Genomic DNA, 20233 nt, shown 5'->3' with positions numbered 1-20233 from the left:
TTTTACACTGTTTGGGCTCGACCTGATTCGAATCAACTCATGGTCAAGACACACCGGGATCACCCGATCTCACCGTCACGACACAAGGAGTTTCAAATGGGTAGTGCACAATTGATCATCGACGCCGGATCGGCCATCGTCGGCGACATCCAGAGCATCTTCGGAACGTTGCTCGACACCGGCTCGGCATTGGTCGGGTCCTAGCAATGACAGTGACGTGAGTGCCCCGTCACGGCGGGGCACTCACGTCACCTTCCGGACTCGCTTCAGCGGGAGAACAGACCCCTCACGCTCCGACGCTCCTTCGCCTCGCGGATCGCTGTCCGCAACCCGCGATTGCGCCCGGTGACCGGATCCACGGTCAGGACCGCCGCGGTCCCCTCCCACCTGCGCTCCGAGGCGGTCTCCGGCGCGTCGTCGGTGGTGTCGCGCAGGTACTTGTTGGGCAGCGACAGCTTGGCGATCGTGCGCCAGGCCTTCCCGTACTGCACCAGCAGCGGGCCGGTGGTGTACGGCAGGTCGTACTTGTCGCAGAGCGCGCGCACCCGCACCGCGATCTCGGCGTACCGGTTCGACGGTAGGTCCGGGAAGATGTGGTGCTCGATCTGGTAGCTGAGGTTGCCGGTCATGAAGTCCATCACCGGGCCGCCGCTGATGTTGGCGCTGCCGAGCATCTGCCGCAGGTACCACTGGGCCTGGGTCTCGTTGTCGACGTCGTCCTTGGTGAACTTCTCGGCGCCGTCCGGGAAATGCCCGCAGAAGATCACGGCGTTGGTCCACACGTTGCGGATCATGTTCGCGGTCAGGTTCGCGGTCATCGTCGACTTCCACGCCTTGCCGGTCATGGCCGGGAACAGGACGTAGTCCTTGACGAGCTGCTTGCCGACCTTCTCGCCGACCTCGCGCAGCTTGCGCTTGGTCTCCTCGCGGTCGTCGCGCCCCTTGGCGACCTTGCCGAGCTCGACGTGTTGCGCGGCGATGCCGAACTCGAAGAACAGGGCGAGCAGGCTGTTGTAGACGACGTTGCCTGCGTTGAACGGCTTCCATCGCTGGTCGCGCGTGACGCGGAGCAGGCCGTATCCCACGTCGTCGTCCATGCCGAGGATGTTGGTGTACTTGTGATGCAGGTAGTTGTGCGTCTGCTTCCAGTGCGCGGAGGGTCCGACGACGTCCCACTCCCAGGTGCTCGAGTGCACCTCGGGATCGTTCATCCAGTCCCACTGGCCGTGCATGACGTTGTGGCCGAGTTCCATGTTCTCGATGATCTTCGCCGTGCCGAGCAGTCCGGCGCCAAGCAGCCACAACGGGCGCTTGCGGCTGCCGAAGAGGACGGCCCGGCCCGCGACCTCGAGGCCACGCTGCAGGCGGATGGTGTTGCGCAGGTAGCGGGCGTCGCGCTCGCCGCGCGACGCCTCGATGTCACGACGGATGGCGTCCAGCTCGAAACCGAGCGCTTCCACATCCGCCTCGGTAAGGTGCGCGTATTCCTTGACGTCCGCAATCGCCATTCCGGCTCTCCCCGCAGTCGATCAGTTGCCTTGGTTCCGACCTACCGTACCGTAAGTTACGGCTCCGTAGGTTGCCAGAATCGAGGTGTGACCCAACTCACTGCGGGCGCCGGAGGGGCCGCTAGCGACGACGCTCGCGGAGCTCACGCAACGCCGACCGAAGGCCGCTGCGCCTGCCGCTGACCGGGTCGACCCGAAGCGGATTCAGCGAACCCACCGCGCGGAACTTGCGCTCCGAACTGGTCTCCGGCGCGTCGTCGGAGGTGGCCGTCAGGAACCGGTCCGGCAGGGCCAGCTTGTGAATCGTCCTGAGCGCCAACAGGTACTGGCGCGCCAGCGAGCCCGTCGTGTACGGCAGGTCGTACTTGTCGCACAGCGCCTGGACCCGGACCGACACCTCACGGAGCCGATTGCTCGGCAGATCCGGGAACAGGTGGTGCTCGATCTGGAAGCTGAGGTTGCCGCTCATGAACGCCATCACCCGGCCCGCCTTGAAGTTGGCGCTGCCGAGCATCTGCCGCAGGTACCACTCGGGCTTCGTCTCGGTGCGGTACTGCTCGACGGTGAACTTCTCCGCCCCGTCCGGGAAATGCCCGCAGAAGATCACCGCGTACGCCCACAGATTCCTGGCGAGGTTGGCGGTCGCGTTCGCGGTCAGGGTGTGCTTCCACGCCGGACCGGTCAGCGCCGGGAACAGCACGAAGTCCTTCGCGACCTGCTTGGCGGCCTTCGCGTAGAACTCACGATTCAGCTGCGCGATGTTGGCACCGCCACGCTTCTCGTCCTCGGCCTTGGCATTGCCCAGGTCGTGCATCGCGATGCCCCACTCGAACGTGGTCGCGAGGAGCACGTTCGCCGCGGGCTGCAGCAGGTTGATCGGCCGCCACTGCTCGTCGCGGGTCATCCGGAGGATCCCGAATCCCACGTCATCGTCCATCCCGACGATGTTGGTGTACGTGTGGTGCGAGTAGTTGTGCGCGCGCTTCCACTGCGAGGTCGGTCCGGTCATGTCCCACTCCCACGTGGTGGAGTGGATCTCCGGATCGTTCATCCAGTCCCACTGCCCGTGCACCACGTTGTGGCCGAGCTCCATGTTCTCGATGCACTTGGCCAGGGCCAGCATGGTCGTGCCCGCGAACCAGGCCGGCCGGTACTTGCTGCCGAACAGGGTCAGCCGGCCGCCGGCCTCCAGGACGCGCTGGAGCCGGATGACGTTGCGGATGTACCGCGCATCGCGCTCGCCGCGCGAATCCTCTATGTCGCGGCGGATCTCGTCGAGTTCGCGCCCGAGCGCCTCGATGTCGGCTTCGGTGAGGTGTGAGAATTCTTTGATGTCCGTGATGGCCATCAGGGCCCTCCGATGGGGATAGATAGATTGCCTGCGGAGGCCCCCGCGGCGTATCCGATACCGACAACGATAGCCGACATCCGTGAACTCGAGATGACGAAAGATCTAGAGGTCAAAGGTGCAGTCGCCTGCAGCCGAGGCGATACAGGTCTGCACCCGCTCCCCCTCGCCGTGCTCCCGCCCGGACCGCAGATCCCGGGTGTGACCGGCGACGAGAGGGACAACACAGGTCTGGCAGATGCCCATCCGGCACCCGAACGGCATCTGGACCCCGACCTTCTCCCCGGCCTCGAGCAGCGTGGTCGCGCCGTCGATCTCGATGCTGCGGCCGGTCTTGGTGAAGGTCACCGTGCCGCCCTGCCCCGCGTCGTCCGCGCGCGAGATCGCGAACCGCTCGGTGTGCAGCCGGTCGGCGAGACCTTCCTCCTGCCAGACGCGCTCGATCTCGTCGAGCATCGGTGTCGGCCCGCACGCCCAGGTCTGCCGGTCACGCCAATCCGGGTACAGCGCGTCGAGGTCCGCGAGCCGGAACCGGCCGCCTGTCCTGGTGTGCTGAACCTGGGAGACGAAATTGGGGTGCGACTCGTGCAGCGCCGACAGCTCCTCGCCGAACATCACGTCCTCGGCGGTCGGCGCGGAATGCACGTGCACCACATCCGGCAGCTCGTCGCGGCGCACCATCGCGCGCAACATCGCCATCACGGGGGTGATGCCGCTGCCCGCGGTGAGGAAGAGGATCTTCTCCGGCGGCGGCTCCGGCAGCGCGAAGTTGCCCTGCGGCGCGGCCAGCCGGATCACGGTTCCCGAGGGGACACCGTTGATCAGGTGGCTCGACAGCTTGCCCTCCGGCATCGCCTTGACCGCGATCGAGATCCGCTTCTTCTCCCAGTTCGGCGGGGAGGTCAGCGAGTACGACCGCCAATGGAATCGACCGTCGACGAGCAGCCCGATGCCGATGTACTGGCCCGGCTGGTAATCGAAGTCGAAGCCCCACCCAGGCTTGATCACCAGGGTTGCCGAGTCCGCGGTCTCCTTACGGACCTCGATGACCTTGCCCCGCAGCTCGCGCGCCGACCACAGCGGGTTCGCCAGATGCAGGAAGTCGTCCGGCAGCAGGGGTGTGGTCACCCGCGTCACCGCTCCGCGCAGCATGTTCAGCTTCGGCCGGCGGGGCGCCGAGATGTCGGCAGCAGGCGCCTCGAGCCAGTTCCTCAAACCCATCAACAATCCATCCACTCGCGTAGGTTACGGAACCGTAGGTTACCTACACGGCTGCCCTGCTGTCACGCGGACCGTCACAACAGATCGAGCAAGAATGCGAGCTCCTGGGTGGCATACCAAGCCAATTCGTGATCCTCGGCGTCACCGAGCACGAACTCGGCGTCCGCATCGCCCAGATCGGCCGCGTCGATCGCCAGGGCGGCCTTGGCGATCGCCGACTCCGCCTCCGCCAGATCGACGTGGACGGAGGCGACCTCGGCCAGGCTCACCGGCGCCGCCAACCGCACGACGGCGTCGTCGAGATCCGGCCGCAGCTTCACCTCGTCCACGTCCGCGGCGATCACCGCACGGCGCTGGACGCTCGCCGTGCCCTCGTCATCCGCCTCGGCCGCCAGCAGTCGCAGCGAGGCACGTGCCGCCTCCGTCATCGCGACCTCGGCCAACTCCTCGTCGTCACCGGAGGCGTAGGCCTCGCGCAGCGCCGGGGTGACCGCGAACGCGGTGCGGCTCACCGGATCGAACTCCTGATCCGCGACCAACCTCTGCAACATCGCGATGGTCGCCGGGATGTAGACCCTCATGCGCAATCCTTATGTAGTGGCATCCAACAGCTCCTCGAGCGACTCGTACAGAAGCGCCGTCACCACATCCACATCGGACATCGCATCGCGGTCGGCATTCAAACCGTAGTAGACGTGGCCGTTGTATGACGTCAGGCCCACACTGAGCGTCTGATTCTTCAGCAACGGCGACACCGGATACATCTCGAGGACCTTGGCCCCACCCAGGTACAGCGGAGACTGTGGGCCGGGCGCATTGGTGATCATCAGGTTGAACACGCGTTGGGAGAGCCCGCTGGCCACCCGAAGGCCCATCGCGTGCAGGGTCGCGGGCGCGAGCCCCGACATCCGGGCCAGCGGCAGCGCGGCAGGCCGATTCTGCTTCGCGTGCGCCTCGGTGGCGTGCGCGATGTGCGAGAGCCGCACCACCGGGTTCAGCTCCCCCACCGGCAGGTCGACCAGGAACGAGGACACCCCGCGCTCGGCGACCCCGGAGTCGACAGCCATCGGTACCAGCGCACGCACCGTGGTGAACGCGGTGACCGGCTCGCCGCGGGAGAGCAACCAGTTCCGCAGCGCCCCGGTCAGTACCGCCAGGATCGCGTCGTTGACCGTGCACGCGTACTTGTCACGGACGGCCCGGTAGTCCGCGAGGGGCGTCTTCGCGACCGCGAAGCGCCGGTTCCGGGAGATCGGCGCGTTCAACGGGCTGGTCGGCGCCGTGTGCGCGGCCGTCCGGACCACCGCGGCGATGTTGCCGGCCACCTCGGCCGCCGTCCCGATCAGGTCGCCGACCGCCATCCGGAGGGTGGCCGCGCCCTCGCTCGGTCGCGCGACCATCTCCGCGACGGCATCGAGCACCAGTTCCGCCTCGCGCGGTTCGCGGCGCGGCATCCACAGTTCCTCGGTCGGTGGCGGGGGCGTCTTCGTCGGGTCGAGCAGCACCTGACCGATCTCGAGCGCATGCTCGCCGTCCACCAGGGACGAGTGCGACTTGGTGAAGATCGCCACCCGGTTCTTCGACAGCCCCTCCACGAGGTACATCTCCCACAGCGGCCGCGACCGGTCCAACGGCCGCGAGGTCAGCCGCGCCACCAGGTCGTGCAGCTGCTCGTCGGACCCCGGCTTCGGGAGTGCCGAACGCCTGACGTGATAGGTGATGTCGAAGTCCCGGTCGTCCACCCACACCGGCCGGGCGATGCCGAATGCCACCTCCCGCACCCGCTGCCGATAGCGCGGCACCAGCGCGAGCCGGTTCTCGACGCGGGTCAGCAGATCCTCGTAGTCGAGACCCGACCGCGGCGGCTGCAGGATCGACAGCGAGCCGAGATGCATCGGGGTGTTGCTCGCCTCGAGGAAATAGAACGACGCGTCGACGGTGGTCAACCTGGTCACCATTACGCCCGCACCCCCTGCCCGAGATCGAAGAGTATCCGCAGTTCCGTTGCCGTGGTCTCCGGATCCACATGATGTACCCCGACCATCCCGGACGCGGCGGCGCCGCGGACGTTGACCGCGAGATCGTCGACGAACACACAGTCCGCGGCGGCCAGTCCGAGACGATCCGCGGTCAGCCGATAGATCCGGGGGTCGGGCTTGGCCATCCCGACGTCACCGGAGAGCACCACCTCGTCGACCAGGACCCCGTCGCCGAGCCCGCGCAGGTCCGCGCCCGCCGGACCGCCGGGATCGTTGCTGAGAATGGCCGAGCGGACGCCGACCCCACGCAGTGCCCCGATGATCGCGGTCAGTCCCGCACGGTCCGAGCCCGGCCCGGCCAGCACGCCGCCGAAATCCACCACCAACCCTCGCATCCGCCCACCCTATGGCTCCGGGGACATCCGCGCGCGATGAAGTTCGCGAGAACCCGCGCGCCGCTTCCTGATCCGTGCAATCCTTCAGACCGTCCGGCCTCTCCTCGGACTCGGCACCGCCGCGCGGCGACTCGTCACGAGCCGCCCCCGTCGAGACAGGAGACGTCCCTCATGCGTGACACCCACAGGTTCTTGACCCAGGCCCCGCGATGCGAACCACCCATTGCGGGCCGGACGGAGTCGCGCGCCACCGCGCACCGCGCTCCGGCCCGCTCGCCGCACAGCGGTCGATCACCCGTCAGCGGCCGCGGTCAGGTGGCGCGGCCACCGGCCGAGACCGTCGCGATCGACCCCGAGGCGCAACGGTTCGCCGAGCACGCGCTCCGGCTGACGCTGGAGGTCGTGGACCGTCGGCGCCCGCCCGCACTGCTGCGGCCGTTGCTGGCGCCTGCGCTCGTCGGCCTCGTCGGGGCGTTGGCCCAGCGACCCGTGCCCGCCCGAGGACTGGGCGTCGCCTGCCTCGGCCGCGTGCACCTGCGGCCGAGCGGTGCCGACTCCGTCGAGGTGTTCGGCAGCTACTCGCGCGGGCCGCGGATGTTCGCCGTCGCGGCCCGCCTCGAACGCACGCCAGCCGCCGGGAAAGCTCTCGGCGGCTGGCGTGTCACATCACTTCAGGTCGGCTGAGGCCGGTCACTTCTTGCGCTTGGACCGTCCGGCCTGACGGCGCTCGCGCCGGGAACCCTCACCGGCACCGGCACCGGCGGCGGTGCGACGGACCTGCGCGTTGCCGTCCTCGGCGGGACCCGAGTAGGTCAGCCTGGTCTCCTCCGACGCGTCGAGTCCCTTTGCGCGCAGCGCGGCCGGGGCCGCGGGCGCCGCGGGGGCGGGCTCCTCGGTGGGCAGCGCGGCGGGCGCCTGACGCGCCGCGGTCGCGGCGGCCGTCCAACCCGAATGCTCAGGTTCCGCCGCGGGCGCGGCCTCGACCTGCAGGTTGAACAGGAATCCGACCGACTCCTCCTTCAGCCCCTCGAGCATCGCGGTGAACATGTCGAAGCCCTCACGCTGGTACTCGACCAGCGGGTCACGCTGGGCCATCGCCCGCAGGCCGATGCCCTCCTTGAGGTAGTCCATCTCGTAGAGGTGCTCGCGCCACTTGCGGTCGAGCACCGACAGCAGCACGCGGCGCTCGAGTTCACGCATCCCGTTCTCGCCTGCGATCTCGTCGATCTGCTGCTCGCGCGCGTCGTAGGCCGCCCGCACGTCCGCCAGCAGCGCCTCGCGCAGTTCCTCGCGGGTGAGATCGCCGCGCTCGCCGATCTCGGTTTCGCCGGTCAGGTCCTTGTGGTCGATGCCGACCGGGTACAGCGTCTTGAGTGCGGTCCAGAGCTGCTCCAGGTCCCAGTCCTCCACATAGCCCTCGGCCGTGGCGCCGTCGACGTAGGCGGTCACCACGTCGGTGATCATGCCCTCGACCTGGCCCTCCATGTCCTCGCCCTCGAGGATCTGGCGACGCTCGGCGTAGATGACCGTGCGCTGCTGGTTCATCACCTCGTCGTACTTGAGGACGTTCTTGCGGATCTCGAAGTTCTGCTGCTCGACCTGCGTCTGCGCGCTCTTGATGGCCTTGGAGACCATCTTCGCCTCGATCGGCACATCGTCGGGCAGGTTGAGGCGCGTCATGATCGACTCCAGCGCCGCACCGTTGAACCGCCGCATCAACTCGTCGCCGAGCGAGAGGTAGAAGCGGGACTCGCCCGGGTCGCCCTGACGACCGGAACGGCCACGGAGCTGGTTGTCGATGCGGCGGGACTCGTGCCGCTCGGTACCGAGCACGTACAGTCCGCCGGCATCCCGCACATCCTCGGCGTCGGCCTTGACCTGAGCCTTGACCTCCTCGAGCGCGGGCTCCCACGCGGCCTCGTACTCGTCGGGGGTCTCGACCGGGTCCAGCCCCTGCTTGCGCAGGTGCAGGTCGGCGAGGATGTCGGGGTTTCCGCCCAGCACGACGTCGGTGCCACGGCCTGCCATGTTGGTGGCCACGGTGACCGCACCGGTGCGGCCGGCCTCGGCGACGATGGTCGCCTCCTGCTCGTGGAACTTCGCGTTGAGGACGTTGTGCGCGACGCCTCGCTTGGTGAACTGCTTCGACAGGTACTCGGACCGCTCGACGCTGGTGGTGCCGATGAGGACCGGCTGGCCCTTCTGGTGACGCTCGACGACGTCGTCGACGACGGCGGCGAACTTCGCCTCCTCGGTCTTGTAGATCAGGTCGCCCTGGTCGACGCGGACCATCGGACGGTTCGTCGGGATCGGGATCACGCCGAGGCCATAGGTCTGGTGCAGCTCGGCGGCCTCCGTCTCGGCCGTACCGGTCATGCCCGAGAGCTTGTCGTACAGGCGGAAGTAGTTCTGCAGGGTGATCGTGGCGAGGGTCTGGTTCTCGGCCTTGATCTCGACCTTTTCCTTGGCCTCGATGGCCTGGTGCATGCCCTCGTTGTAGCGGCGGCCGACCAGGATGCGTCCGGTGAACTCGTCGACGATGATGACCTCGCCGTCGCGGACGATGTAGTCCTTGTCCTTCTGGTAAAGCTCCTTGGCCTTGACCGCGTTGTTCAGGTAGCTGACCAACGGCGAGTTCGCGGCCTCGTAGAGGTTGTCGATGCCGAGCTGATCCTCGACGAGTTCGACGCCCGCCTCGTGCACGCCGACGGTGCGCTTCTTGATGTCGACCTCGTAGTGCACATCGCGCTTGAGCAGCGGCGCGATCCGCGCGAACTCGCCGTACCACTTCGAGGACGCGTCCGCGGGTCCCGAGATGATCAGCGGGGTACGCGCCTCGTCGATGAGGATCGAGTCCACCTCGTCGACGATGGCGAAGTTGTGCCCACGCTGCACGAGATCGTCGAGCGAGTGCGTCATGTTGTCGCGCAGGTAGTCGAAGCCGAACTCGTTGTTGGTGCCGTAGGTGATGTCGGCCGCATACGCCGAGCGCCGCTCGGCCGGGGTCATCCCGGACAGGATCACGCTGGTGTCCAGGCCGAGGAAGCGGTGCACGCGGCCCATCCACTCGGAGTCACGCTTGGCCAGGTAGTCGTTGACCGTGACCACGTGCACGCCGTCGCCTGCGATCGCGTTGAGGTAGGCCGGGAGCACACAGGTCAGGGTCTTGCCCTCACCGGTCTTCATCTCGGCCACGTTCCCGAAGTGCAGCGCCGCGCCGCCCATGACCTGGACGGTGTAGTGCTTCTGGCCGAGCACCCGCCAGGAAGCCTCCCTGGCCACCGCGAACGCCTCTGGCAGCAGCTCGTCGAGGGACTCCCCTCGGGCGTACCGCTCCTTGAACTCCCCCGTCTTCGCGTGGAGTTCGGCGTCGGACAGGGCTTCCACGTCGGGCGAGAGGGTGGATACGTGCTCCGCGATGTGCTTGAGCCGCTTGACCATGCGACCTTCACCAACACGGAGCAGCTTCGTAAGCGACAACGACGGCACGGGCTTAAACGTCCTCAATCCTCGGCGGGCAGGTGGGTGTACACGGTGGAGCCGGTCGGGAGAGTTCTCCCCCGACCGGCTCCATGGTAGGCGTTAACTCAATTGACCGGGCTCAGGCCAGTCGGATCAGGCCATAGTCGAACGCATGCCGTCGGTAGACGACAGAGGGCCGATCCGATTCCTTGTCATGGAACAGGAAGAAGTCGTGGCCGACCAGTTCCATCTCGTACAGAGCGTCGTCGACGCTCATCGGCGCTGCGGTGTGCACCTTGGTTCGCACTACCTGACCTGGGCCGTCGGGCGGCTCGGTCTCGGATTCGAGCGACAGGTCGGGCGAGATCGCCAGGGAATCGTCCTCGGCGAGGACCGCGGTGGCCTCTGCCACCGAGACCGGTGTCTTGTCGCCGTAGTGGACGCGGCGCCGATCCTTGGTGCGGCGCAGTCTGCTCTCCAGCTTGGCGGTGACGCCCTCGAATGCCGCGTAGAAACTGTCGGCGGTGGCCTCAGCCCTGGCGACGGGGCCCTTGCCCCTGGCGGTGATCTCGACGCGCTGGCAGCTCTTGGCCTGCCGTCGATTGCGCTCGTGATAGAGCTCCACGTCGAAGAGGTAGATCGTGGGATCGAAGCGCTCGAGCCGAGCCAGCTTCTCTGAGACATACACACGGAAGTGGTCGGGGACCTCGACATTGCGGCCCTTCACCACAATGTCGGCGCGCGGGCCGTCAGGCTGCCCGGCCGAGTCCGTCTCTTCTTCGAAAAAAACCGAGGCTTTTGAAGGGTTCGTCACGGTACCTCCAGGTTACGGCCGAGTCACCGCGGTGACGGTCGGCGGGTGATCTGCGCCGGGAGGGGACCGCCCGGCGCCAGGTTTGGGGTATCACCTCCCACCCGTGTCGTCGGTTGTGTTGGCGACGCTAGTCCGAGTTGGACGCGAGTGCCAGCGTTCTCCCCGATTGATTCATGCGGCGCCGATCACAAGCACGGCATCGACCCTGACACCGCTCCCGGCGAGGACCCGGACGGACTCCGAGACCGTCGCCCCTGTCGTCAGAACGTCGTCGACGAGAACCACGCAAGAAGACCGGCCGGTTCGCGAACCCGGTGTCGCGATGATCCGGCCCGACAGGTTCTCGATGCGCGACCGCGCCGAAAGACCGACCGAATCCTGAACTCCCCGAGCAAATTTCAGCATGGGCACCACCGCAACCGGTTCGGGCGACAGCGCCGACGCCGCCGCGAGCACCGCCCGGGTCACCGGATCTCCCCCACGCGCCCGCGCTGCCCTCGCCCGGGTCGGCGCCGGCACCAAGGCCAATGCGGCGAGTTCCGACGGGTCGATCTCGCCGAGTTCCCGAAGCCGCCGCACGGCACCGGCCAATGCGTGCCCGAGCGGCCTCGCGAGGTCCCTGCGTCCGCGCTCCTTTGCGGCGATCACCGCGCCGCGGCGCGGACCCGTGTACCGCCCCAGCGCCCAGGCAGGAACCCCCGGATCGAACCGGGGCGCGAGCCGCACCGGGTCGGCCGACAGCTCCGCCCGGCACCGGTCACACCAGTCGGTGCCTGCCACCCCACAGCCGCCGCACTCACGGGGCAGGATCAGGTCGACGAGCGCGCGCATGCACCGCAGTGTGCACCCGCGCTACGACAGTCAGCCCGGCAGCACGGGCGTGGCCTTGACCCCGGTCAGTCCTGGCACCTCACGCCAGTACCTGTCGCCCGCGGGGTCGTTGTTGTTGAGCTGGAACACCCCGCGCGCGTCGCCGACGAACACCGTCGTCGGGGAGGCGTCGACGGAGTCGACCGGTGAGGTCAGATTCCGGCTCGGCAGCGCGTCCATCCGGGAGCCGTCCTGCGACACCATGACCACCGGGATCTCCGACGCCGCCCGCACAACCACCACGGAGTCGCCACCACTCCAGTCCAGCGCCACCGCCGGGCTACCGAGACCGACCGCTGCGGGCCGCGGGTTCACCAGCTGGTAGTGGCCGTCCGGATTCCGCTCGACGGTGGTCACGTACACCTTGCCGTCGACGATGATCGCCGCCCGCACCCCGTCCCTCGACAGTCGCAGCTCGGTGATGGACGCACCAAGCCCCGCGATCGCGCTCGAGTCGACGGGCTGAACGGACATCTGGCCTGCCGGATCCCGCTCGGCGCGGATCACCCTGGAACCGTCCACCACCGCCCAGACGGATCCGCTGTCGGGCGACCAGGTCGGCCTGGTGATGGAGCCGCCCTGGAGCAGCGGCACCGCGTCACCGTCGATCGGGCCCACCATCAGCGTCCGAACCGTCCCGGAGGCCTGTCCAGCGGCCGACACGCCTGCGGCCGATTTCCCGTCGCGGGACAGCGCGATCGACTCGAGGCTCGTCGCCGAGCCGAAGTAGCCGGGCCTCGGCTGCGCGCCGGTATCGGTCACACTGACCAACGCCCCGTCCCGCAACGCGTTCAGGCCAACGGCCGCGCTCACCGAGGCGGTCGGGTTGGTCGAGGCGACATCGGTGGTGCTCCAACCCTGGGGGAACCGCTCATCGAGCGGCTTGCCGTCCGCGAGCAGCACGTACGGCCCGGAGATCTCGGCGTTGGCGAGGGTCCACACGACCTGCGACGCGAGCAGCTCGCGCTGACGCTGGTCGAGTCCCTGCGCGCCCTCGAAGTCGATGCGGACGCCGCCGAACCCGATGCCGACGCCCTCGGTCCGACCGTCCGCCTTGGTGACCGGCGCGCGCAGCGACAGACCCGCCAGCTCGTTCCCAACCGCGTTCGCCAGCACCGACTTGGGGCCGGCGATGAGCAGGTCCACGAGCCGCTCCGGCAGGTTCTCCTGGCGGGCCGGAATCCAGCGCAGGTCGGGCACCACCAGGTTCTCGCTCGGAGCGAGGAAGTACAGGGCGTTGCGCTGATAGGTCTTGAGGAACTGCGGCCGGTCCATGATGACGCCCGGCGGGAGTTCGTCGATCCGCCACTGGCCGTCGGCTCGGCGAAGGTGGATCTTGGCCTCGAAGTTCCCCTCGGTCGCCTGAAAGGACCCGCCGGGTTCGAGCTGGCCGACCTTGTTCGCACGGATGGTGAAGGTGGCCGTGTCGCCGTTGCGCTGTTCCGCGAGCACGTCCACCTTGTCGACGATGGTCGTGCTCGCGGCGTCGTCCCACCGCTCCGCCGCGGCCGGGGTCAGGAACTGGCGCGCCGCGGCATGACGGTTCTCGGGGTCCGTGCTGGCCGCGAAGAAGTCCCGCAGCAGCAGATTCGGCTCGCGGCCCGGCATCGGCACCGGCACCTCCCCTGTGACCGGGCTTGGCGCGATGGTGCCGATCGCCTGTGGGGTGGACGAGTCGGGGAGGCTGGCACAGCCGGCCAGCAGGAGAACCGACGCCAGCGCCGCGGCAATCCGGATCTTCATGGCCGCTCCCTGAGCATCGGCACGCTGCTCGCCTCATCGGGGTCGAGCGACTCGCTCCGTACCTCGAGTCCGTCGTCGGATCGGGCGGTCCCCGGAATCGGCTGTCCCTGAGCGTGTTTGCGGGTCGAGGGCTTGAGCGGCAGCGGGCTGCTGGTGATCTTGTGGCCGCGCACCAGGGGCAGCGTCAACCGGAAACACGCCCCCTGTCCCGGCTCGCCCCACGCCTCGAGCCTGCCGTCGTGCAGCCGCGCGTCCTCGAGGCTGATCGCCAGGCCGAGCCCGGTACCACCGGAGCGGCGCACCCGGGACGGATCCGACCGCCAGAACCTGTTGAACACCAGCTTCTCCTCGCCAGGGCGAAGTCCGATCCCCTGATCCCGCACGATGAACGCCGCGGCATCGGCGTCCGCGCGCAGGCGCAGCAACACCGGCTGTCCTTCGCTGTGGTCGATCGCGTTCGCGAGCAGGTTCCGCAGGATGCGCTCGACCCGGCGGGGATCGACGGACGCGATCACCGCCTCATCCGGCAGATCGACGATCAGCTCGGTCGAGGATTCGCGGGCGAGGTGACGGATCGTCGACACCGCGGCCCGCGCGCTCATCCGCAGATCCAGTTGCTCGTTGGACAATTCGGCGACGCCCGCGTCGTGGCGGCTGATCTCCAGCAGGTCGTTCAGCAGCGACTCGAACCGGTCCAGCTCGGCGACGAGCAGCTGGGAGGAACGGCGCATGGCCGGATCCAGATCCGCGCTGCCGTCGTGGATCAGCTCCGCGGCCATCCGCACGGTGGTCAGCGGGGTCCGCAGCTCGTGGCTGACGTCCGAGGTGAACCGCTTCTGGAGGTTGCCGAACTCCTCGAGCTGGGTGATCTGTTTGGACAGGCTCTCCGCCATGTCGTTGAAGGAGACGGCCAGCCTGGCCATGTCGTCCTCGCCACGGACCGGCATCCGCTCCTTGAGCCTGCCGTCCGCGAAACGCTCCGCGATCCGCGATGCCGACCGGATCGGGAGCACCACCTGCCGGGCGACGAGCATCGAGATCGCGGCCAGCAACACCAACAGCACCGCGCCGCCGATGAGCATGGTCCCGCGCATGAGCGACAGGCTCTTCTCCTCGGCCGCCAGCGGAAACACCAGGTACAGCTGCAGGCCGGCGACATCGGACGACACCGGGCTGCCGACGATCAGCGCCGGACCGGAGTACCCGTCCGGATCCGAGACGGTCGCGAATTGGTAGCTGACCTGATCCTTCCTGACGAACTCCCTGAGGTTGCCGGGGATCTGCTCGATCGGACCGCTGGCCTCGGTTTGACGCGGCGGTTCCGCCGGTGCCACCAGCACGGAGTCGAAGGTGCCGGCCGCGCCCGAGGCCGTGCCCGCATCGCTTTCCCGGTTCGTCAGCGCCGCTCGGGCCTGGTCGAGCTGGGTCCCGAGCGAGGTGCTGTCGTCGGCTCCCGCCAACTCGGCCTGCACCGTGCCCCTGGCCCGATCCATCTCCTCGGTGGCGGCGGTGATCTTCGCCTCGAGCAGCCGATCGGTGATCTGGCTGGTCAGCACCACGCCGAGAATGGTGATGACCACCAGTGACAGCGTCAGGGTCGACACCACGACCCGGAGCTGCAGTGAGCGCCGCCACAGGTGCCCGAGCGAATGACTCAGTTCCCTACCGCGGCGCAGCAGCGGCGTGAACGTTCCGTTGATACGCCGCCGCGTACGAGAGAAACGGATCACGGCGGTCCGGCCTTGTAGCCGACCCCCCTGACCGTGAGCACCACTTCAGGATTCTCAGGATCGGTTTCGACCTTCGCGCGCAGCCGCTGGACGTGCACGTTGACAAGGCGGGTGTCGGCGGCGTGGCGATATCCCCACACCTGCTCGAGCAGGACCTCGCGGGTGAAGACCTGGCGGGGCTTGCGGGCCAGGGCGACGAGGAGGTCGAACTCCAGCGGGGTGAGGACGATGAGCTGGCCCTCACGGGTGACCTTGTGCGCGGGCACGTCGATGACGATGTCGGCGATGCTGAGCAGCTCGGCCGGCTCGTCCTCGGTACGCCGCAGCCGTGCCCGCACCCGGGCCACGAGCTCCTTCGGCTTGAAGGGCTTCATGATGTAGTCGTCGGCACCCGACTCGAGTCCGAGGACCACGTCGACGGTGTCCGTCTTCGCGGTCAGCATCACGATCGGGACCCCGGAATCGGCACGCAGCACCCGGCACACGTCGATGCCGTTCATCCCCGGCAGCATCAGATCCAGGAGCACCAGGTCGGGCCGGATCTCTCGGACCGCGGTCAGCGCCTGCGTGCCGTCCCCGACGACGAAGGGCTCGAAGCCCTCCCCACGGAGCACGATGGTGAGCATCTCGGCCAGAGCCGTGTCGTCATCGACAACCAGAATGCGTGGCTTCATATCCCTATCGTGTCATCTCAGGACGCCGGAACCCGTCGTTGCGTGAGGTCCGGCGCAGTGTGTCGTCATATCCACTGTGCCAGATCCGCGGCGAGTGCCGCCGGATCGACGTCCGGGTCGATCCGCTTCCAGCTCGAGACCCACTCCTGCTGAGCCAGTCCCCGGTACACCGCACCGGTCCTGGTCTGCAGGTCCGAGTCCCGCTCGTAGGCGTCGAGTTCGCGGGTGGAGTCGGACGCCTCCCTGGCCAGCGCCCGCGCCCGCGCCAGCTCGACTGGTACGTCGAGCAGCATCTGCAGCGCCGGTCGCGGCAGTCCGAGACGCTCGAACTCCAGCTCGCGCACCCACTCGACGAACTCGCCGTCCGGCCCCTGCCGCAGCCGCGCCGCCCCATAGGCCGCGTTGGAGGCCACGTACCGGTCGAGCAACACGATGTCGTGGCGCTCGAGCAGTTCCGTCAGTTCCGCCACCGCGCCGCCTCGGTCGAGCGCGAAGAGCACGGCCATCGCGTTGACCGACCCGGCCAGGTCGCCGTGCGCCCCCTTGAGCGCCTCGGCGGCGAGATCCGCATGGATCGAGGCGCCGTAGCGGGGGAAGGTGCGCACCGCGACGCGGACGCCGGCCGACGTGAGCTCGGAGACGAGCTTGTCGACCAGCGTCCGCTTGCCCGCGCCGTCGAGACCCTCCAGCGCGATCAGTGTTCCCACTGCGGTGTTGCTCAGTACCGGTAGTGCTCGGGCTTGTACGGGCCCTCGACGTCAACGCCGATGTACTCGGCCTGGTCCTTGGTGAGCTTGGTCAGGGAGCCACCGAGTGCCTCGACGTGGATCTTCGCGACCTTCTCGTCCAGGTGCTTGGGCAGCCGGTAGACCTCGTTGTCGTACTCGTCCGGCTTCGTCCACAGCTCGATCTGCGCGATGACCTGGTTGGAGAAGCTGTTGCTCATCACGAACGAGGGGTGGCCGGTGGCGTTGCCCAGGTTCAGCAGGCGTCCCTCGGACAGCACGATGATCGAGTGGCCGTCGGCGAACGTGAACTCGTCGACCTGCGGCTTGATGTTGACGCGGGTGACGTCGGCGGCCCGCTCCAGGCCCGCCATGTCGATCTCGTTGTCGAAGTGACCGATGTTGCCCAGGATCGCCTGGTGCTTCATCTGCTTCATGTGCTCGAAGGTGATGATGTCCTTGTTGCCCGTCGAGGTGATGACGATGTCGGCCCAGCCGATCGCCTCCTCCACGGTCTTGACCTCGAAGCCGTCCATCAGCGCCTGCAGGGCGTTGATGGGGTCGATCTCCGTGACCGCGACCCGGGCGCCCTGGCCGCGCAGGGCCTCGGCGCAGCCCTTGCCGACGTCGCCGTAGCCGCAGACCAGCGCCGCCTTGCCGCCGATCAGCACGTCGGTGCCTCGGTTGATGCCGTCGAGCAGCGAGTGCCGCGTGCCGTACTTGTTGTCGAACTTGCTCTTGGTGACCGAGTCGTTGACGTTGATCGCCGGGAACGTCAGCTCACCGGCTGCCGCCACCTGGTACAGGCGGAGCACGCCGGTGGTGGTCTCCTCGGTGACGCCCTTGACGGACTCCGCGATCGTGGTCCACTTGGACTTGTCGGCCTCGAGCGACTTGCGCAGCAGCGCGAGGAACACCTTGTACTCGTCGGAGTCGTGCTCGTCGTCGGTGGGCGGCACGACGCCCGCCTTCTCGAACTGCGCACCCTTGAGCACCAGCATGGTGGCGTCGCCACCGTCGTCGAGGATCATGTTCGCGGGCTCGCCCGGCCAGGTGAGCATCTGCTCGGCCGCCCACCAGTACTCCTCCAGCGTCTCGCCCTTCCAGGCGAACACGGGGATGCCCTTGGGCTCCTCGGGGGTGCCGTGCGGGCCGACGACGATCGCGGCCGCGGCGTGGTCCTGGGTGGAGAAGATGTTGCACGACGCCCAGCGGACCTCGGCACCGAGCGCGGCCAGCGTCTCGATCAGCACGGCGGTCTGGATCGTCATGTGCAGCGACCCGGAGATGCGGGCACCCTTGAGCGGCAGGACCTCGGCGTACTCACGACGAAGGGCCATCAGGCCCGGCATCTCGTGCTCGGCGAGACGGATCTCCTTGCGGCCGAACTCGGCGAGCGAAAGGTCCGCCACCTTGTAGTCGATTCCGTTGCGGGTATCCGCTTCGAGCTTGTTCTCAGACACTGAGGTCGTCATCTGCCTCTCCTGGTTGCCGATATCTCGGGTAAGGCTATCGGGTTTCCTCCCGGGGCGGGCGCGCGAGTTACGCCTCGGTCGTGCCGACGATCGCCTCGATGAAGGGCACGAAGATCCGGGCCAGGTCCTCGGCCACGTTGCGATCGGAATCCGGTGGCATCGAGATGTAGCTGATCGCCAACCTGACGATTCCCCTGCTGAGGATCCCGGCCTCGTCGGGCGAGGCCTGAATCCAGCTGCGCTCCAATGTTTCCGCGAGCCTGCCCGAGGCGTGGTCGAGCAACGGGGCACTGTCGGTGGTGATCAGGCGCAGCAGATCCGGCTTGGCCTCACCGGTGAGCAACGACTGGACCAGCGGATCGGAGGCACTCTGTTGGAAGAACGTGGTGAACGCCTCGACAAGGGCCACATGCGGACGACCCGCGTTGCCGTAGATGGAGTCCTCGATGGCTCCGACGAAGCGGTCCGCCAGCTGCAACGCGTACGCCTGCGCGAGGCCCTGCCTGGACTTGAACTCGTTGTAGACAGTCTGCCTGCTGACCCCTGCTCCGGCCGCGACGTCGGTCATGGTCACCTCGGACCAGTCCTTGACCGACAGCAGGTCCCGCATCGCGCCGAGAACCGAATCCCGCAGCAGCGTACGGGTCGCCTGTTGGAACGGGATTCGGTTCGTCGGTGCCATGGTGGCGAGAGTGGCAGCAAGCATCCTGGCCGTCAAACAGGGACCCGCTGACTCAACGCCGTCAGGTCCTGGCTCTCGTCCGCCAGGAGCGCCGGGTCGATCGTCGGGTGCTCGCCGATCAGGACCCGCGCCGCGCGGAGGTCCTTGGGCCGACCGAGGGTCACCGCGCCGACCAGGCTGCCTGCCCGCCGCGCGAGCAGGGCGAAGTCACGCCCGGCGATGCTGCCCCGAACGACGGTCTCGTCGTCCGCCTGTGGCCACCCCGCGATCTGGAGATTGAGCCCGTACTGCGAGGACCAGCACCAGGGCACCTCGGGTGCCGGCGCTGGCGATGCGCCCTCCATACCCGCGAGCATCGCGCGCGCGGCGGCGGCGCCCTGCGTCTGCGCGGAGTTCCAGTGCTCGGTTCGATGCCGACCGCCCAGCACGAGGTTCGGGCAGTTGGCCACGTCCCCGGCCGCATACACACCCGGCGCGGAGGTGGCGTAGCCCTCGTCCACCACGATCCCGTCCGCGGTGGCGAGCCCGGCCCGCTCCGCGAGGAGCGTGTTCGGCACCATTCCGACGGCGAGCAGCGCCGCGCCCGCGGACCACACCCTCCCGTCGGCGGCGGTGGCACGCACCCCGCCGGTGCCGTCCGAGGCGAGCCCGGTGAGGCGTACCGAGGTGTGCAGTGCCACGCCCTGTTCGCGGTGGATCTGCTCGTACAGCTCGCCGACCTGCGGCGGGAGTACCCGATGCAGCGGCGCGGGTGCCGCTTCGAGCATCGTCACCTCGGCGCCGAGTCCGCGGGCGGTTGCGGCGACCTCGGAACCGATCAGGCCCGCCCCGATCACCAGGATCGAGTTGGTCCGTTCGATGGCGGCGCGCAGGGGTGCCACGTCGTGCATCGACCGCAGCGCCAGCACGGCGTCACCGGCCGAGTGCTCGAGGCCGCGGGCCCGGCCGCCGGTCGCGAGGAGCAGGGCGTCGTACGGCAGCTCCTCGCCCGTGTCGAGCCGGACCGTGCGTGCGGCCACGTCGATCGAGATGACGGCCACCGACACGCGGAACTCGATCCCGCGCTCGTTCCAGTAGTCGGCGCCGCGGAGCCGGGCCTTCTCGGCCGGCATCGTCCCCAGCAACAGGTCCTTCGACAGGGCGGGCCGACGGTACGGATGCGCGGATTCGTCCCCGATCACGGTCACCGCTCCCGAGAAGCCCTCGGCCCGTAGCGTTTCGGCAGCGGTGATCCCGGCGATCCCGGTGCCGACGATCACGATCGAGCTCACGAGCGGGCAACCTCGACCATCTCGAAATCGGCCTTGGCGGCGCCGCAGTCGGGGCAGCTCCAGTCATCGGGGATGTCGTCCCAGCGGGTGCCGGGCGCGATACCGTCCTCGGGCCACCCCAGCTCCTCGTCGTACTCGAACCCACACTGGACACAGCGGTAGAGCTTCATCACGCAGTCCTCTCGAAGTCGATCTTCTCCCGCACTCCACAGTCCGGGCAGCACCAGTCGTCGGGAACCGAGTCCCATGCGGTGCCGGCCGGGAACCCTTCTCTCGGAGCACCTTTCAATTCGTCGTAGACGTAGTCACACACCGGGCACTGGTAGGCAGCCATGA

At 68.2% G+C, this 20233-nt stretch carries 19 protein-coding genes; 1 reads left to right on the top strand and 18 read right to left on the bottom strand.

The features are described 5' to 3' along the window. Positions 1–266: 266 nt before the first annotated feature. From RM1_RS14940 to RM1_RS14915, 6 genes are all read right to left on the bottom strand, one after another. On the bottom strand, positions 267–1508 hold the full coding sequence (locus RM1_RS14940; protein ID WP_072752351.1) for a fatty acid desaturase family protein: 1242 nt from the start codon (positions 1506–1508) through the stop codon (positions 267–269). Between the two features lie 121 nt (positions 1509–1629). Then, on the bottom strand, positions 1630–2856 hold the full coding sequence (locus RM1_RS14935) for a fatty acid desaturase family protein (RefSeq protein WP_072752350.1): 1227 nt from the start codon (positions 2854–2856) through the stop codon (positions 1630–1632). A gap of 105 nt (positions 2857–2961) precedes the next feature. Continuing rightward, positions 2962–4077, bottom strand: coding sequence for a ferredoxin reductase (locus RM1_RS14930; protein ID WP_072752349.1), 1116 nt, complete (start codon positions 4075–4077; stop codon positions 2962–2964). Between the two features lie 74 nt (positions 4078–4151). After that, on the bottom strand, positions 4152–4658 hold the full coding sequence (locus RM1_RS14925) for a DUF6912 family protein (RefSeq protein ID WP_072752348.1): 507 nt from the start codon (positions 4656–4658) through the stop codon (positions 4152–4154). Positions 4659–4667: 9 nt separating this feature from the next. After that, entirely contained in the window at positions 4668–6035 is a 1368-nt protein-coding gene (locus RM1_RS14920) for a WS/DGAT/MGAT family O-acyltransferase (RefSeq protein WP_072752347.1), read from the bottom strand. Further along, on the bottom strand, positions 6035–6451 hold the full coding sequence (locus RM1_RS14915; protein ID WP_072752346.1) for an HAD-IA family hydrolase: 417 nt from the start codon (positions 6449–6451) through the stop codon (positions 6035–6037). Before RM1_RS14915 ends, RM1_RS14920 begins: the two co-directional genes overlap by 1 nt. Positions 6452–6622: 171 nt before the next feature. On the opposite strand from RM1_RS14915, the gene RM1_RS14910 reads away from it, so the two are divergent. Then, the gene (locus tag RM1_RS14910) at positions 6623–7135 is read left to right on the top strand and encodes an Rv3235 family protein (RefSeq protein WP_072752344.1); all 513 of its coding nucleotides are present in this window, start codon (positions 6623–6625) and stop codon (positions 7133–7135) included. A 6-nt stretch (positions 7136–7141) separates the two neighbouring features. Here RM1_RS14910 and secA read toward each other — a convergent pair whose 3' ends face one another. The 12 genes from secA to RM1_RS14850 form a co-directional block, all read right to left on the bottom strand. Next, positions 7142–9940: a preprotein translocase subunit SecA gene (gene secA, locus RM1_RS14905; protein ID WP_072752342.1), complete on the bottom strand. Its 2799-nt coding sequence runs from the start codon at positions 9938–9940 to the stop codon at positions 7142–7144. A 112-nt stretch (positions 9941–10052) separates the two neighbouring features. Next, positions 10053–10727, bottom strand: coding sequence for a ribosome hibernation-promoting factor, HPF/YfiA family (gene hpf, locus RM1_RS14900; protein ID WP_027500182.1), 675 nt, complete (start codon positions 10725–10727; stop codon positions 10053–10055). A gap of 171 nt (positions 10728–10898) precedes the next feature. Then, positions 10899–11558 (bottom strand): ComF family protein, encoded by a 660-nt coding sequence (locus tag RM1_RS14895; RefSeq protein ID WP_072752340.1) that lies wholly within the window; start codon positions 11556–11558, stop codon positions 10899–10901. A 30-nt stretch (positions 11559–11588) separates the two neighbouring features. Then, on the bottom strand, positions 11589–13340 hold the full coding sequence (gene lpqB / locus RM1_RS14890; RefSeq protein ID WP_072752339.1) for an MtrAB system accessory lipoprotein LpqB: 1752 nt from the start codon (positions 13338–13340) through the stop codon (positions 11589–11591). Beyond that, positions 13337–15070 (bottom strand): MtrAB system histidine kinase MtrB, encoded by a 1734-nt coding sequence (gene mtrB, locus RM1_RS14885; protein WP_072752337.1) that lies wholly within the window; start codon positions 15068–15070, stop codon positions 13337–13339. The genes lpqB and mtrB overlap by 4 nt, the downstream gene beginning before the upstream one ends. Continuing rightward, positions 15067–15744, bottom strand: a complete 678-nt coding sequence (gene mtrA, locus RM1_RS14880; protein ID WP_072752335.1) for an MtrAB system response regulator MtrA — start codon at positions 15742–15744, stop codon at positions 15067–15069. The genes mtrB and mtrA overlap by 4 nt, the downstream gene beginning before the upstream one ends. Positions 15745–15809: 65 nt before the next feature. Then, positions 15810–16451: a dTMP kinase gene (locus RM1_RS14875; RefSeq protein ID WP_072752333.1), complete on the bottom strand. Its 642-nt coding sequence runs from the start codon at positions 16449–16451 to the stop codon at positions 15810–15812. Positions 16452–16462: 11 nt separating this feature from the next. Continuing rightward, a complete protein-coding gene (ahcY, locus tag RM1_RS14870; RefSeq protein ID WP_027500188.1) occupies positions 16463–17944 on the bottom strand; it encodes an adenosylhomocysteinase in 1482 nt (493 codons plus the stop codon). Between the two features lie 67 nt (positions 17945–18011). Then, entirely contained in the window at positions 18012–18650 is a 639-nt protein-coding gene (locus RM1_RS14865; protein WP_083576735.1) for a TetR/AcrR family transcriptional regulator, read from the bottom strand. An 8-nt stretch (positions 18651–18658) separates the two neighbouring features. Beyond that, a complete protein-coding gene (locus RM1_RS14860) occupies positions 18659–19897 on the bottom strand; it encodes an NAD(P)/FAD-dependent oxidoreductase (RefSeq protein ID WP_072752329.1) in 1239 nt (412 codons plus the stop codon). Next, complete coding sequence (locus RM1_RS14855; RefSeq protein ID WP_027500191.1) at positions 19894–20067, bottom strand: rubredoxin; 174 nt, start codon at positions 20065–20067, stop codon at positions 19894–19896. The genes RM1_RS14860 and RM1_RS14855 overlap by 4 nt, the downstream gene beginning before the upstream one ends. Next, positions 20067–20231 carry a rubredoxin gene (locus RM1_RS14850; RefSeq protein ID WP_072752452.1) on the bottom strand — a complete coding sequence of 55 codons (165 nt, stop codon included), beginning with the start codon at positions 20229–20231 and terminating at the stop codon, positions 20067–20069. The genes RM1_RS14855 and RM1_RS14850 overlap by 1 nt, the downstream gene beginning before the upstream one ends. Positions 20232–20233: the final 2 nt, after the last annotated feature.

The organism is Rhodococcus maanshanensis NBRC 100610 (genome assembly GCF_001894865.1).
Lineage (GTDB): Bacteria > Actinomycetota > Actinomycetes > Mycobacteriales > Mycobacteriaceae > Rhodococcus_G > Rhodococcus_G maanshanensis.
The sequence above is the reverse complement of the archived record's forward strand: the minus strand, read 5'-3'. Positions and strand labels throughout refer to the sequence as shown.